At 38.8% G+C, this 14,721-nt stretch carries 8 protein-coding genes; 2 read left to right on the top strand and 6 right to left on the bottom strand.

Features of this window, described 5'->3' with window-relative positions:
• Position 1: 1 nt before the first annotated feature.
• Complete coding sequence (locus OK025_RS02740; protein ID WP_317668255.1) at positions 2-2,332, bottom strand: TonB-dependent receptor; 2,331 nt, start codon at positions 2,330-2,332, stop codon at positions 2-4.
• A 317-nt stretch (positions 2,333-2,649) separates the two neighbouring features.
• Between OK025_RS02740 and OK025_RS02735 the strand changes: the two genes are divergently transcribed.
• A complete protein-coding gene (locus tag OK025_RS02735) occupies positions 2,650-3,525 on the top strand; it encodes a glycerophosphodiester phosphodiesterase family protein (protein WP_317668254.1) in 876 nt (291 codons plus the stop codon).
• A gap of 10 nt (positions 3,526-3,535) precedes the next feature.
• Here the strand turns inward: OK025_RS02735 and OK025_RS02730 are convergent, their stop codons facing one another.
• The 3 genes from OK025_RS02730 to OK025_RS02720 all read right to left on the bottom strand — a co-directional run bounded on the left by OK025_RS02730 (position 3,536) and on the right by OK025_RS02720 (position 8,928).
• Positions 3,536-3,961: a tetratricopeptide repeat protein gene (locus OK025_RS02730; RefSeq protein ID WP_317668253.1), complete on the bottom strand. Its 426-nt coding sequence runs from the start codon at positions 3,959-3,961 to the stop codon at positions 3,536-3,538.
• 101 nt (positions 3,962-4,062) lie between these two features.
• On the bottom strand, positions 4,063-5,610 hold the full coding sequence (locus OK025_RS02725; RefSeq protein WP_317668252.1) for a SusD/RagB family nutrient-binding outer membrane lipoprotein: 1,548 nt from the start codon (positions 5,608-5,610) through the stop codon (positions 4,063-4,065).
• Between the two features lie 135 nt (positions 5,611-5,745).
• On the bottom strand, positions 5,746-8,928 hold the full coding sequence (locus OK025_RS02720; RefSeq protein ID WP_317668251.1) for a SusC/RagA family TonB-linked outer membrane protein: 3,183 nt from the start codon (positions 8,926-8,928) through the stop codon (positions 5,746-5,748).
• Positions 8,929-9,359: 431 nt separating this feature from the next.
• Between OK025_RS02720 and OK025_RS02715 the strand changes: the two genes are divergently transcribed.
• Entirely contained in the window at positions 9,360-9,971 is a 612-nt protein-coding gene (locus OK025_RS02715) for a zinc-ribbon domain-containing protein (RefSeq protein ID WP_317668250.1), read from the top strand.
• A 48-nt stretch (positions 9,972-10,019) separates the two neighbouring features.
• Here OK025_RS02715 and OK025_RS02710 read toward each other — a convergent pair whose 3' ends face one another.
• Together OK025_RS02710 and OK025_RS02705 are read right to left on the bottom strand one after the other, a co-directional pair.
• Entirely contained in the window at positions 10,020-12,707 is a 2,688-nt protein-coding gene (locus OK025_RS02710; RefSeq protein ID WP_317668249.1) for a carboxypeptidase-like regulatory domain-containing protein, read from the bottom strand.
• A 293-nt stretch (positions 12,708-13,000) separates the two neighbouring features.
• The gene (locus OK025_RS02705; protein ID WP_317668248.1) at positions 13,001-14,530 is read right to left on the bottom strand and encodes a sulfatase; all 1,530 of its coding nucleotides are present in this window, start codon (positions 14,528-14,530) and stop codon (positions 13,001-13,003) included.
• Positions 14,531-14,721: the final 191 nt, after the last annotated feature.

Here is a 14,721-nt window from a genome sequence, read left to right as displayed (position 1 = left end):
ATTAGAATTTGTAGTTGATGTTAAATGAGGCCAGCATACCTTGTCCTTTGACGTATTCTTCATTTAAGGCGCGATATTGACTGACAACAGGGTAATAGTTTTTATTGAATAAGTTCTCTACCCCCATACCGATAGACCATTGTTTGTTTACTTGGTAGTTTCCGTTTAAGTTAAATAGGTCAACGGCCTTAACGGGGCCTTCGCTGTTTTTGTATACGCCTTTATCGTTTGGAACAAAGCGATCCCGGGATCCGGTATGCACCCAAAAAAGCTGAAAGGTTAAGGGTTTGATCGGAGTATAGTAGATGTATCCCGTTGCTTTGTCTGGCGAGATACGTGAGCCATTGAGGTAGGATTTTGATCCATCGTCTTTTTTTGATTTTCCTTCCACATAGGCATAGGTTCCACCGATGGTCAATTGAGGTGAAATATTAGCGCTTAATGCAATTTCGTACCCATACACATCTTCCGGAAGGCGTTGTGGCATCAGGTAACCGCCAATGTCCACCAGTTCAACGCCCATTTTTGAAGTACTGTAGTAATAAGATGCCGATAACTGGAAAATGCTGTAATTACTTGAGAATCCGATTTCGTAATTATTGGTGATAATAGGGTCGGTTTTTAGGCTATCTAAATCATTATCTGTTGCCCGACGTACAATACGGCCGAGCTCATTGATTGCGAAACCTTGTGAGAAACTCACGAAGGGATTAAAGATCGCGAATTTGTTGTAACGCAAACCTGCATTGAAGGTCGCTCCTTTGTAGGGGATATTGCCTCCTTTCACGGCAATACTTCCTTCGTTGTTGGGACCTGTAGCGATGGTATTGAAATCCTTTATTTTGACTGTTGCATTTTCATAACGTACACCGCCTTTAAAGATTAAATTTTCTAGGAAATCAATTTTTACCTGGGCGTATGGAGCAACGTTTAACATGTTCATATAGGGAATATAGACCCTGCCGTCGGTCAGATTTTGATCTGTTACATCATTTAGTAAATCTACACCGTAGGTGATATCTGCATTTGAACCCAATACCTGAAAAGGTGTGTTTAGGTTGACGCGTAAGCCTTTTTTCTCCGAATTGATCTGTGTTTGTCCCGGACCATACCATGCAGAAGCTTTCTCAACATAACGGTTCATGGATCGAAATGTATTGTAGTATGCAGAAGCGGTTAAAGATGTCGAGGCGAATAGATTACTTTTAGTATAGGTCAACATGGCATTATGGTTATACGGAGTTCCAGCAGGCTTACCTGGATCTTCGCCTTTCACGCCTATCGTTGGCGTTTGACCATATACACCTGTTTGGCTGATGTATCTGTTGTGTTGGTTACTTCTGTAGAAGTTGTATACTGCCGTAATATTGGAACTGCTATCGATACGGTACCCGGCTTTTAGAAACGCATTGTATTGATAGGTGTTCGAAAGGCCGTCTGTCTGACCAAGGGGAACCCCGTCACCATCGCGTTGCAGGCCAACGTAATCGGCGGATCCACTGACGGTATAATTCCATTTATTTTTTTGTCCGTATAAGGTTTGTCCTATGCGATAGCCCATTGTGCCGGCGCTATGAACTGGATTGAATGTAGTTCTAACACTTGTGATCCCTTGTATCGGAGCTGCGTCTTTCGATGGATTGCGTGTAATGTAGTTGATAATACCGCCTGCGGAGCCATTTCCATAGATGGATGTAGCACCTTTGATAACCTCAACCCGTTCGATGACACTCGGGTCAATGGTCCGAAGATCACGTTGTCCATTCATCAAAGGCGTAGATTGCGGAATACCGTCGATCAAAACAAGCACAGATCTCCCACGAAGTGTTTGTCCGGAGTTTGTCGCTTTATTGGTCGATGTTCCAAGACCGGGAACAGTATTCCCTAAAATTGTTGAAAGATTGGTGCTGATTTGGCTTTGGGCCTCAATTTCTTTTGTGGTCAAGATCGTTACTGAAGAAGGGACAGTGGAGATGCTTTCCGGCTTACGTCCTGCTGTTACGATAATCTCATCTAATACTTGAGTAGAATTAAGCTGAATTGACAATGGGCGTTGAACGGTATCTAAATTGACCATTTTTTCAACCGTTGAAAAGCCTGTGTATGATACCCGCAATTGAATAGGATTAGCCGCAGGTCTTTTGGCAAAAATGAATTGTCCGAGTTGATTAGAATAGCCGACGCTTTTTCCGTCAACTTTGATATTCGCTTGGCTTAATGGTTTATTGTCTCTGTCTTTTACGATAAGGGATAATTCTTGTGCATGTAGCTGAGCACTTAATAGCAAAAGAATTCCACTGCTGAACATCATATATCGTGTTCTGTTTTTCATGGTAATTTATTTAGATCAAATATAAATTAATGCGCAAATATAGTTTATTTTATAGTTGTGCCAACAGCTATAGGTTATTTTTACATTTTTTTTAGTTGTTATCGTATGATTTTCAAGCTGATTTGGTATATTATTTAACTGCTGGCTAATATGAAACTAGATTAGGTGTTTTTTATCGATATGAGGCCATTATCCGATGGATTGGCTGTTTACATTAATTGAACAGCTTGTTAAAGATTTATTGATTTTGGATAGTTAATTTAGTCCTATATTTTTTGATAGTTTCGGTTGATCAATTCAGCTATAATGATAAATTAATGAGAAGAACATTTTTATTTTTATTTCTTTGTTTGTCCTTCTACTCAGTAGTTTTTGGGCAAAAAATCCATTCCCTACAGTTTGAATCTCCTCAGGCGATGCGTGATTATTTTACTTATGCTAAAGGGAAAAGAATTGTAAGCGGTCATCGGGGAACGATTGAGGCTGGACTTCCTGAAAATTCGATTGCGGCATTTGAAGCTGTATTGCGAAAAACACCGGCTATTTTTGAAATCGATCCGCGTTACACGAAGGATAGTGTTGCTATTTTGATGCACGATGCGACATTGGATAGAACCACAAATGGAAAAGGAAAAGTATATGACTATACTTGGGATGAATTGCGTAAGCTGAAATTGAAAGATCAAGCCGGAAACATTACCCGCTACGGCATTAATACACTTGAGGAAGTCATTCAATGGGCAAAGGGTAAAACCATCCTCAACTTAGATAAAAAAGACTTACCATTGACGGCTACAGCAGCAATACTAAAAAAATACAATGCCTACAGTTGGGTATGGGTTACGGTACATAATACTGAACAGGCAGCGTTTTATTTGGCGCAGAATCCCGAACAATATATGTCCATGCATATCAAAGATCAGGCTGCATTGGAAAAATTCAAATCTTCTGAATTACCCTACGACCGTATGATTGTCTATATTGGGCCGGAACTAAAGGATTCCAATTTGAAGATGTATCAATTCTTCAACAACAAAGGTGTGATGTGCATGATTTCAGCTGCGCCCACTTACGATAAGTTGAATACAAAGGCAGAACGCGCTGAAAAGTATAAAGCAATATTTACGGAAGGAGCTTCCATTCTGGAGTCCGATCTCCCTATGGAAGTTGGTGAAGTAATCGATTCGTTTTGACGGATTATTATCAATCCAAATCGATATTGTCATCTAAAAACTTAAGATACTTAGGTGATTCATCTTCGAAAATATCTCTTCCTTCCATCATATAGGCGCGAAGAAGATATTCTTGGGCAGACTCGCTATTATTGTCTTCCAGATAGCACTGTCCTAAGCGCAGCATGATAAAAGGGTTTTCGTAAGCATTTTCGATAATGTTCTGTTTTGCCTTTTCAAAATGGGAGAGGGCATTGCCAAAATCGTCCAGTAAGAAAAAGGCATCTCCTATGGAAGCTTCGAGCCAGAGACTTTCCGCATGCACATGTTGTGGACTAGGGACTAGATCAAGTGCTTCAGTCCACACCCGGATCGCCGCCTGATAGTTGCCTTCATCACATTGGATGTTTCCTTCCTCGCTAAGTTCGTCTATTCTGTCTAATGTTTGATCGTCCATAACATTTTATTCTTTAGAGTGCTATACGAAGATAAGAAATATATTAATAAAAAACACCTGAGGCTTAAGCCTCAGGTGTAAGCTGATTGAAATACCTAAGTTTATTTATTCCACCATAATTTGGTGCTTATCACATCATCTCCTTGTCGTGAAAGTGCACTTTGATAATTCGTCTTATTGGTACTTTGTTCTTTTAATGGGTAAACCAAACGGCTTGGGATTGTGTTGCCTACCTCAGGCGTGAAAGTATATGTAACAGGTTTGCCTTCTACTGTTCCGGTCCATGTAATATCACCTTTCTTGATTAGGAATAACGGATACCCTGTTCTTCTGATTTCGGACCAAGATTCGATACTTTGGTTGAAAAGTGCTAAGTACTTTTGCGAAAGTACATTTTCCTTATTCGCAGCGGGAAGTTTACTCAGATAGGTTGCTACCTCATCAGAAGGCACTGACCATTTTTCAAGAGAAGCCCGAACACCCTTTTCGTAATTAGATTGATCCCAGTTGTTGTTTTCAGCTAAAATGAAGGCAACTTCCGAATATTCTATAAGTACCTCCCCGTAATCTGCAGCGTTGATAATGTCACTCGGCAATGATATTTTGTCTACAGGAAATAGATTGCCCGCTGCTAGGGGGAGACCATAGGGTTGGCCGTAGTAAACATTTCCTGAGCTTGTCGGTTTAGCAAATTTTGATAGACGTGGATCTGCAATTTTAAAAGGGCCACGATTGCCTTGTAAAGTTTCAATAATCACATTAGAAATTGCAAAGTCTTTTCGATTGGCAGTTACCGTTGCTCTAAACAATGGTGCTTCATTTGGTGATGTTTTGGAGTATTTAAATACCGCATTATCATTGTTAGATGTGAATACACCTTTTTTGATAGCATCGGCGATATGTGTCGTTGCCAAAGCGGCGTCTTTGCCTTTGATCCGATTCGCAACACGGAGACGTAACGAATTGGCGAATTTTGCCCAGCTACTATTTGATCCTTTATAAATAATATCAGCTGTTCCGAAAGTCGTGGCTGTTGGATACTTTGCTAGCGTATCAGCTGCCTGCTGTAATTCATTGAGAATGTCTTTGTAGATTTTCTCTTGACTTGCATATTTTGGCGTCAGGTTATCCGGATCCTGCTGTAGCGCTTCAAAATCTGCATCTTTATTGCCATAGGATTCATAGGGGATATCACCAAAAACATCTGTTAGCGATTGGAAAGCGTAGGCTTTAAGTATTCTTGCTATCGCAATCTGATTGGTATTTGTACCAGCTGTTCCCGCTGCGGCAATCGCTTTCGTGGTTTCATTGGTATTAAGCTTAATAATTTCATTTAAATTATTAAGCGATTTATAGGTCGCAGTCCAATAGTTGTCTGAATAGCTTGTTGGTATTTGATAACGAGATTGGTCCGTATAAATGTTCTGACTGAAATACTGTGCAAATAATTGAGCACCTCGTAGGCTTACCTCTTCACTTCGTAATGCATTGACTAGCTGTTTTTCGGCGGTCACTAGAATTGTTGGCGTTGTAACAGAAGCAGGTCGATTCGGATCTGTATTGATATCGCTAAATGTGGATTTCGAGCACGAAGTAGCAATAAGCGATAGGCCGATGAATGAAGTATGTAGTATGTTTGATATTTTCATCTGTGTATATTTATTTATAAGTGCTTGTTCTGATTATCGATGAATCTGTTGCACTTGGTTTATCTTTTAAAGCTGATGAACGATCAGATTTATCCGGTCTAACATTATGGAGTAAATCATGATGAGTTTCATCTTCTAGAATTTAAGATTAACATTAAAACCATAAGTAACCGGAAGAGGTATATTTCCACCTTCAATACCCTGAACATTTCCACCGCTAGATGTGAACTCTGGATCAATATACTTACTCTTGGTATAAATGTTCCAAAGATTACGTCCGTATACATTCACGCCAATGTTTTTGATAATTTTGGGATTAGTCAATCTGAAATTGTAACCCAGAGTAACTTCCCTTAATTTAACATACGTTGCATCAAAGATTGAAAATGTTGTTGGACCATTATATTCATTGCGCGCCCATTGTTGTGCAGTAATATTAGTGGTATTCTGTTGGATGTTACTCACATCATACGAACCATCACTATGGAATGCAACATCTCCCTTAACTCCATTCAGGACGACACCCGTTTCACGAATATTATTTGCAGCTGTCTTATCCAAAATACCAGAATACATACCAACTTTATAGGTTTGTGAGAAGAATTTTCCACCCACACGACCCGAGACTAAGAAGCCTAGACTAAAGTTTTTGTAACGGAAGGTATTTTGGATACCGAAGGTAAAATCGGGCAGTACTGACCCTAAAGGAACCAACTGCGATGTTTTCATGTAGGTGCCATCTGCCTGGACAACGCGTTGTCCGTCCGGAGCATAGACAAAGTCGTAACCCAAAAATTGACCATAGGATTCTCCTTCACGCGCAACGAGCTCGACCAAGGAATTGCTTAAGCTCAATGTGTTGACCTGATCATCCAATTTAATGACTTTGTTTTTATTCTTAGCCCAGTTGATTGTCGCGTCCCAAGTGAAATTTTCGTGTTTGATAGGGGTGCCATTTAAGACGACTTCAATTCCTTGGTTATTGATTTTTCCAGCATTGAATACTTTTCCCGCATACCCGAATGATGAAGAAACAGGGACTGGCAGGATTTGATTCTTCGAATTGTTGTTGTAATAGGTTACATCAAATCCTAGTCGATTTTTGAATAATTGTATATTTAGGCCTGTTTCCCAAGAGCTGGTAATTTCAGGTTTTAGATTAGCATTTGGTTTAGTGCTTGGAAGCCCATAGGACGCTTGTCCGTCAAAGGATTGCTCGGGTTCGTAGACTTTATACAATTGATAAGGATCTGTATCATTTCCGACTTGAGCCCATCCCAAGCGGATTTTACCAAAACTAAGCCAATCCAATTTTTTAAATGCTTCCAGTTGGCTAAAAACAAAACTACCTGTGAGGGACGGATATATAAATGAATTGTTGTTGGTCGGCAATGTAGATGACCAGTCATTACGTACCGTTCCATCTAAATACAGAAAATCGTTGTATCCCAAAGAGAAGCTACCATAGATTGATGCAATGCGTCTATGGTATCGGAAGTTGTCAATTTTAACTGCATTGGCATTTTTCAGATTATAGTAATTAGGAATAATCAAACCGCCCTGTGTAATCGCATAGTCTTGCTTCCGCTGTTGGTCACGAAGATTGGCGCCTATGTTTCCGATAAGGGAGAATTTATCCCAGTTTTTCTTGGAGGTAGCTAAAAACTCGTAGTTGTATTCATTTAGTTTATTGTTGGCTTCCTCGTATTGAGAAGTGCTTCGCGAGTATACCGCAATTCGATCTTGGGATTGGAATGAATAAATATCTCCATGGACTTTAGCCCCTAAAGTCAGCCAATTGTTTAAGTCATATTGTAAACCGATATTACCGTAGAAACGATCTCTATTGTCCTCCATGTACGACTCATAGGCGGACCAATAAGGATTATCAATAAAACGGGTCGCCTCGGCGGCAGGCGTATTTTGCCATCCCGTTCTGTTCCAGGCTAACGGAGTTCCGTCTTCACGTTTGTAGTTTTCCAATATTTTGTAATCGACTTGTACAGCTCCCCATTGGAACGCTTCAAGAATAATATTTCTATTGGAAGCACCAGTCCATGGACGGCCTACTGATGCATTACGGATATAGTTAAAATTCGAATTAATCTTCAATTTACCTAATTGTGTACCTCCTGAGAAGTTAAATGTATTACGTCCCAAACTGGAGTTAGGTGTTGTTCCCGTTACATTTTTATTAGTGTAGGAAAAGCGATAATTTGTATTTCCGCTATTGCCAGCTATGGCAAAATTGTTGGTGTTGGATACACCTGTCCGAAAGAAATAACTAACATCATTTTTGGGATAAATCCACGGCGACGGATTTAAATAGTTGGCCTCATCTTCAGGGTTCAGATTATACCATTGAAGCACTGGCGTGCCGTCGAGTTTTGGTCCCCAGCTTTCATCTGCGGCATAATCGACTATTTTGTAGTCTGTTCCATTGATATTTTGGGTTTGGAAGCTTGTAGAATACCCTTGACCATAGAGATGTTGTCTTTTGGGTAATCGAACAATATTTTCAAAATCAACCCCGGTATTTAAGGAAATATCTACTTTTTCACCCTTTGATGCACGTTTGGTCGTAATCAGTATAACCCCGTTGGCTGCTCTAGAACCATAAAGAGCAGCAGCAGATGGCCCTTTTAATACCGAAATGTTGTCAATATCATCGGGGTTGATATCTTGTATCATATTACCAACATCTTTTCCGGCACTTCCGTTGATAGTAGAAGAAGAGTTCAAATCGGTATTATCAATAGGGGTACCATCAATGACATATAAAGGTTGATTATTTCCCGCGATTGAGTTAATACCTCTCAGCAAAACATGGGAAGACCCACCCATGTTTCCGCCTGAGGTCGTTACTTGAAGTCCTGCAACTTTTCCGGACAAGGCACTGAGGGCATTGGTAGGCCGCGTTTGAAGTTCTACAGATTTAACTTCCTGTACGGCATAACCCAGTGACTTTTTCTCACGTGAAATACCTAATGCCGTTACAACAACTTCGTCCAGTTGAGAAGTCGCAGGCAGGAGTTGAACGGTAGTGAAACCTGTAGTATTGGTTTGAACAGTCTTAGTTTCAAAGCCAATATATTGAATGCTGATGTTAAGTGAGCTTCCGGTCGAAGGGAATTCAAATAGTCCATTTGCATCTGTTTGAACCTGTTTTTTACTGTTTGTTTCGGTAACTGTAGCCCCCTGAATAGGATTGTTATTGTTGTCGACTACCTTTCCTTTTATAGTGGTTTGTGCGTATAGTGCGCCAGTACTAAGACAAAGCGCGGCCATTACGACAAAATTTATGTTGTTTTTTGCCATACTAATTATAATAGTGAGTTTATTGTTTGAGTTGGGTTATAGGAGATATTTGAAATTTACCTGTAAAAACATCCCCTTAGGGCATTCGTTTTTTAAGGATATTATCTGTATGCTGTTTCATGTGTTAAAAAATGTTAATGCAAATATATAAAATCTACCTGATAACTATACTTTGTTTTTTTGTTTTTTGTAATTTTTGAGTCAGAATGATAAGAGGAGGTCTTTATAAGTGAGGAGTGCTGGGGCATCAAGTTTTTTTTTTTTTTTTCGGAACACCTTCTTGTTTTCTTTGCAATATGTTGCCTGTCAGAATATTGATTGGTAGCTGCGAATCGTAAGCGGCAACGCACGTATTGTAAATCCTCCTATTTTCGAATAAGAAAGGGCAATGTTCTTGTGTCTCCATGATCGTGAATTAAAACGTTAACACGATGATTATTTTTGGCACAAGAACAAAAGTTTTAGCTAATAAATCGCAATCGGCAATCGGAAAATGCGATTATTGTGGCACAGTTCAATCCCTTTTTGCCTACAGGCAAATTAAATATTTCCATGTTTTTTGGATACCCATATTTCCCTATAGTTCGGAGGTCATTACCATTTGTACGCATTGCAAAAAGTTGAGTCACCAACGTGAAATCAACCCACAAACACTTCAGGCCATATCTTCGGGAGCTATCCGTAAAACACCTTTTCGATATTTTTCGGGCTTAGTTCTGATTGGGCTTTTTGTATCTGCTATTGTTATAGCCGGAATTTACGGTGCCAAAAAGAAGGAAAAGTATCTGAAAGATCCAAAGGTTGGTGATGTGTATGAGGTTTCCTATACAAAAGATGGAAAAACAATGCGTACGCTTTATCGTATCGCCAATTTAACGCCAGACTCTGTTACCTTTGACCTAAACGATTATGAAGCGGATAGCCGAAAGGGCCTGCGCAAATTGCGCGAGCAACATGCAGATAGCTATTCTGAAAAGCAAGGCTTATCGCGTGCCGAACTTGAAGAAATGAAAAGTAAGATATCGAATATTGAAAGATTATAATGATTATTTTTATTGTTGCTATAAGCAAGGTTCAGCACTTTACCTGATCTACTTCTTTGTTTTTATAATATTAAATTTATGGATATAGCCCAACATAAAATATTGTTTCAATGTAAGTGAATTCCCAAAATATGTTACGTTGCCTTGACTGCCCCAATAATTTTGGGTATTCTGATTCAATATATCAAAGCCGGTCAATTTTAGCTGCGAATTATTTTTAAAGGTATAATAGACTGACGCATTTAAGATATGGTAGTTTTTTCTGCCACTCAATCCGCTGGCCCGGTTATCTAAGGAGTATGTTGATTCCAGCGAAAATCCGTGGATTGGATTAATATTCAATCCTGCACCAATTTTACGGATTGAATAAGTTGATTCAATAAAGTCGGGGTTATCTTTTACCGAATTTATGTTCTTGTTCCAAGAATAGGTATACTGTGGTGATATCGTCACTAGGTTTTTCCACGTCGCGGAAAATTGTTGGCTGGCATTGATCCCTATATTGGTCCCTTTATTATCAACATCATTGACGGAACTATAATTTTCATAGGTATAGATACTGTTGTTTTGCGATAGATAGAATGACCAATTTTTGCTGGCTTTTAGGTTGTATCTCAGGTAAGTATAGGTACTATAGTTATATTTTGAGCCAGCGAGAAACATCTGGGTGGTCATTTGTCCTGTATTGTTGTTTCGCCAGCTACGGGACCCGATGCTGTTATTGACATAATTGATATTTCCATTTACATTAAACTGCAATTTCGAGGTATACTTATAGTATGATATACTGACATTCTGTTTTTCGATATTGTTGAATATAAAGGATGTCTTTCGTGTATACAATGGATTTAGATCCATGACGAGTTGCTGAATTCCGTAGAGTTCGGGAGACTCGAGATCTTTATACCAGCCGAGGTTTAGATCTTTATAACGGATATTAATATTGGGCAGCCAGTAGCCTAAAGATGATTTCTCAACAGAGTTGATTTTAAGTAAATCAAAATGATTTACCTTTACTTGATAGGCTGTTCCAAACTTTACGTTAAAATCTTTGGTGGGTCTCCAGTAAAATATAATACCGGTAATATAATCCTGGTATTTATAACGATAGCTATTTTCATAAGGAGCTGCATGCATTTCTCCAGTGCTGTCGCGGTTGATATATACACTTTCCTGTGGCCCTTGGCGGTTAGTAACATAGGTGAAGTAGTAGTCAAAGTTTAGTTTTTTAATTATTTTATTATAATAGGCTGCACTGAAGTATAGGTTGTTGGAATTATTTTGTGTTCGGTTTTTATACCATAAACTAGTCCGCGGCTTAGCTGTATCATATATATTGGTATTCTGAAAAGACGTATCGGTCTTTTCATTTGTATTGATGGAAATTGTATTTCTAAACGATACGATATGATTTTTATTAAGTTGTTTTTCGATATAGAATCCATGTGAATAGTTCAGGGTATTTTCCTTATTCCCGCCCGTACCTGTTGCGTCATTAAGTTTTTTGAGATCCGTATAGGAACGGTTCATTCCGAAGGTTGAATTGTTTTTTGAATTGATACCCAAATTAGGCGTAAATTCAAAGTAGGCTGTTGTATCCATACGATGTCGAAGCAGGGTTTTGAGATTATGCCCTACAGATTTCTCCTGTCGCTGGTAATCGGATGCTGAATATTGTTTTTCCTGATCGTATAAAGAGATTTGATTGCCGGTATTTTGATTTTCGGCTTTATTATATTTCAGCATGTACATAATGTTCAGCTTGGTCTTCTTTCCCCAGTCATTGTTGAGATTAAAGCCCAAGCCAATATCGTTGGCTTTACCCGAATAGTTCCTACCTCCAAAATTTTCAAATCCATAGTTTTCGGCACGTCCAAGTCCAGCTTCTTGGTTCAATTCATTGTAATCAAAACTCTGGCGGTTAATATTATTTCCGAAACCGAGAAAACTCAGCTGTAGTGTGTCCTTAAATGAATTGAATAAACCACCGGCCTCATACCTGCTGCGTGTACCTGCACTACCATAAAGTTTACCAAAACTGGCCTTGAGGAAATCTTTCTTAAATTTTAGGTTAATCGTAATCGGCAGTTTATCTTCGTCTTCATTATCTTTTTTTGTTTCGCCCTTATCACGGTACACCTGTACTGTTTTTATAAGAGAAGCATCCAAATTTCGTGTAGCAATACGTACATCACTCGAAAAGAAATCCTTGTCGTTTACTCTTACTTTTGAAACCTCTTTTCCTTGATAATAAATAGATCCATCCATATTAACCTGAAGACCGGGCAGTTCTTTGAGCAATTCTTCTACATTGGCGTTGGGGCGGGTTTTGAAAAAGTTGGTGTTATATTCTAACGTATCTTTATTCATCCGTACGGGGGGAACAATATTGACGACTACTTCATCGAGACTTTTGGAATCGAGCTTTAATTGAGCGAAATCATAATTTTCTCCGTTAGGAATACTAAATTCCTTACGGAATGGATTTGCATTGACATGTGAAATAAAAAGTGTTAATGCGGTCCCTGTGGGAATTTTGACAAATTCAAACTTACCTTTTGTATCTGTTAGTAGGTAGGAAACCACGGAAGAGTCTTTTGAATTGAAAATCGTTACAGTCGCTTTTTCTAATGGTTCAGCATTTTGAGCAAAAACAGTTCCGAGTACTTTGCCCTTCGATTGACCTATAACTATATTTGTAGTGAGTAATAAAATTAAAAACAAGTAAATTCTCATAAAATTAAGTACGTGTATCTTGGCTATATTGGTGGTTAAGATGATTTTATGTAAATCATTTTAATAATACATTAAATAAATGAAAATTATACTATAAAAGAAAATTTATTTTTAATACAATCGATTGCGGATTCGATCTGTTTCAATTTTTTAGATTATCAGTTCTAAGGAGAATACTCATTTTGCCATGAGCGCATTGGTTTAAGTATATAGACCATACATTGACATGCTTTGAAGAAACGTATAGCAATAAAAAAAGGGTATCCAATAGATCGGATACCCTGATGGCGTAATTAGTCGATGTTGATTTTGTATATAGCTTCTGCTTCTTTGTCATCAAATTGGCGCATTTGTGTGATCAGTTTCTTTTTCATCAGTTTGACGACGCTTTGATAGGCAGGATCCTTGTAGACATTATGGAGTTCATTGGGATCCTTTTGAAGATCAAAGAGTTCCCAATTTTCGATTCGTTTATAATAGCGGATCAATTTATAACGGTCATCACGAACGCCAAAATGGGGGCTCACGGCATGTTCTCCATTTTCAAAATAATGATAGAACAGATCTTTGCGATGTTCCTCTTTGTTATTTTTCAGGACATGCACAAAAGATTCACCTTGCATGTCTTTCGGTTTTTTGATAGCAGCTAGCTCCAATAACGTGGGAGCGATATCAGCGTTGACAATTTTAGCATTTATAATTGAATTTGCGTGTAATAGCGCTGGGTACCGCATGACCATTGGTGTACGAAAAGATTCCTCATACATCCAACGTTTGTCGAACCAACCATGCTCACCCATATAAAAACCTTGGTCTGAAAGATAGATCACAATTGTATTTTCACGGAGTGATTTTTGATCCAAATAATCTAGTACTTTCCCAATATTGCGGTCCATAGATTGAGCCGTATTGAGATAATCAATCATATAACGTCTGAACTTCCATTCTGCAAGTTGCTTGCCTGTCAAATTACCTTGCTTTAGTTGTTCATAAATGGGCCGGTAATAGGCGATATAGCTATCCTTTTGAACTTGGTTCATCCGCTTGAAGTTACCGTCGGCCATCATGTCTTCCAACGAATTAAACATTTTGAGATCGTAGCCCATTTTCATGTCCTTGTCAATGGACATTTCCTGCAATGCGGCCGCAGGTCTACTTTGGTAATTATCGTAAAAAGTGGTTGGTAAGTTAAAGGTTGCAGTATCATAGCTGCCAAAGTCCTTTGGATCTGGCATCCAGGTACGGTGTGTGGCTTTGTGACCAATGACCAGACAAAATGGCTTATCAGCATCTACGGTATCGAGCCAGTCGATCGCTTTTTCGGTCACGATATCAGATACATAGCCTTCTGCACGTTTAAGGCCTTGTTTACTGATAAAATCTGGATTAAAATAGGTGCCCTGACCAACTAGAATATCATAATAATTGAAGCCTTGCAATTTGTCACCCAAATGAATCTTGCCCACCCAGGCGGTGTTGTACCCCACATTTTGCAACTGCTTGACAAAAAGATCCTGACTAAAGTCGAATTCAGAGGTTTCATTATCCTTGAATCCATTTTTATGGCTGTATTTCCCGGTTAACAATGTTGCGCGAGATGGGCCGCAAATGGAGTTATTAACAAATGCATTTTTAAATAGAGCTCCTTGATCAGCGATGCGGTCTATCTGGGGGGTCTTTCCATATTTTGATCCATAGGCACCAATGGTTTGGTAAGCGTGATCATCCGAAATAATAATGACGATATTTGGTCTTTTCTGTGCAGATGAGGTTTTGTAAAAGATGGATGTCAGTAGGGCAAATAAAGAGATCCTGATTTTCATTGTTCTGTCGGTTTAAATTGAATAGTATACCTCGTTTATAACTATGCCGGATAGCGCGTAGCTATAAACAGGTTTCTCATGCTCCACTAAGATAGTAATTATTATGTATTACATAAAATAGGATTGCAGATTTATTGAACGAAAAAATGTATTTTTTATATGACGGTTTTATGGTGCGGACCGAAGCGAAA

Source organism: Sphingobacterium sp. UGAL515B_05 (assembly GCF_033097525.1).
Classification (GTDB): domain Bacteria; phylum Bacteroidota; class Bacteroidia; order Sphingobacteriales; family Sphingobacteriaceae; genus Sphingobacterium.
The sequence above is the reverse complement of the archived record's forward strand: the minus strand, read 5'-3'. Positions and strand labels throughout refer to the sequence as shown.

Bases quoted from the DNA above. Each gene is read 5' to 3' on its own strand.
- OK025_RS02740 (WP_317668255.1), bottom strand. From the start codon at position 2,332: ATGAAAAACAGAACACGATATATGATGTTCAGCAGTGGAATTCTTTTG.
- OK025_RS02735 (WP_317668254.1), top strand. From the start codon at position 2,650: ATGAGAAGAACATTTTTATTTTTATTTCTTTGTTTGTCCTTCTACTCA.
- OK025_RS02730 (WP_317668253.1), bottom strand. From the start codon at position 3,961: ATGGACGATCAAACATTAGACAGAATAGACGAACTTAGCGAGGAAGGA.
- OK025_RS02725 (WP_317668252.1), bottom strand. From the start codon at position 5,610: ATGAAAATATCAAACATACTACATACTTCATTCATCGGCCTATCGCTT.
- OK025_RS02720 (WP_317668251.1), bottom strand. From the start codon at position 8,928: ATGGCAAAAAACAACATAAATTTTGTCGTAATGGCCGCGCTTTGTCTT.
- OK025_RS02715 (WP_317668250.1), top strand. From the start codon at position 9,360: ATGATTATTTTTGGCACAAGAACAAAAGTTTTAGCTAATAAATCGCAA.
- OK025_RS02710 (WP_317668249.1), bottom strand. From the start codon at position 12,707: ATGAGAATTTACTTGTTTTTAATTTTATTACTCACTACAAATATAGTT.
- OK025_RS02705 (WP_317668248.1), bottom strand. From the start codon at position 14,530: ATGAAAATCAGGATCTCTTTATTTGCCCTACTGACATCCATCTTTTAC.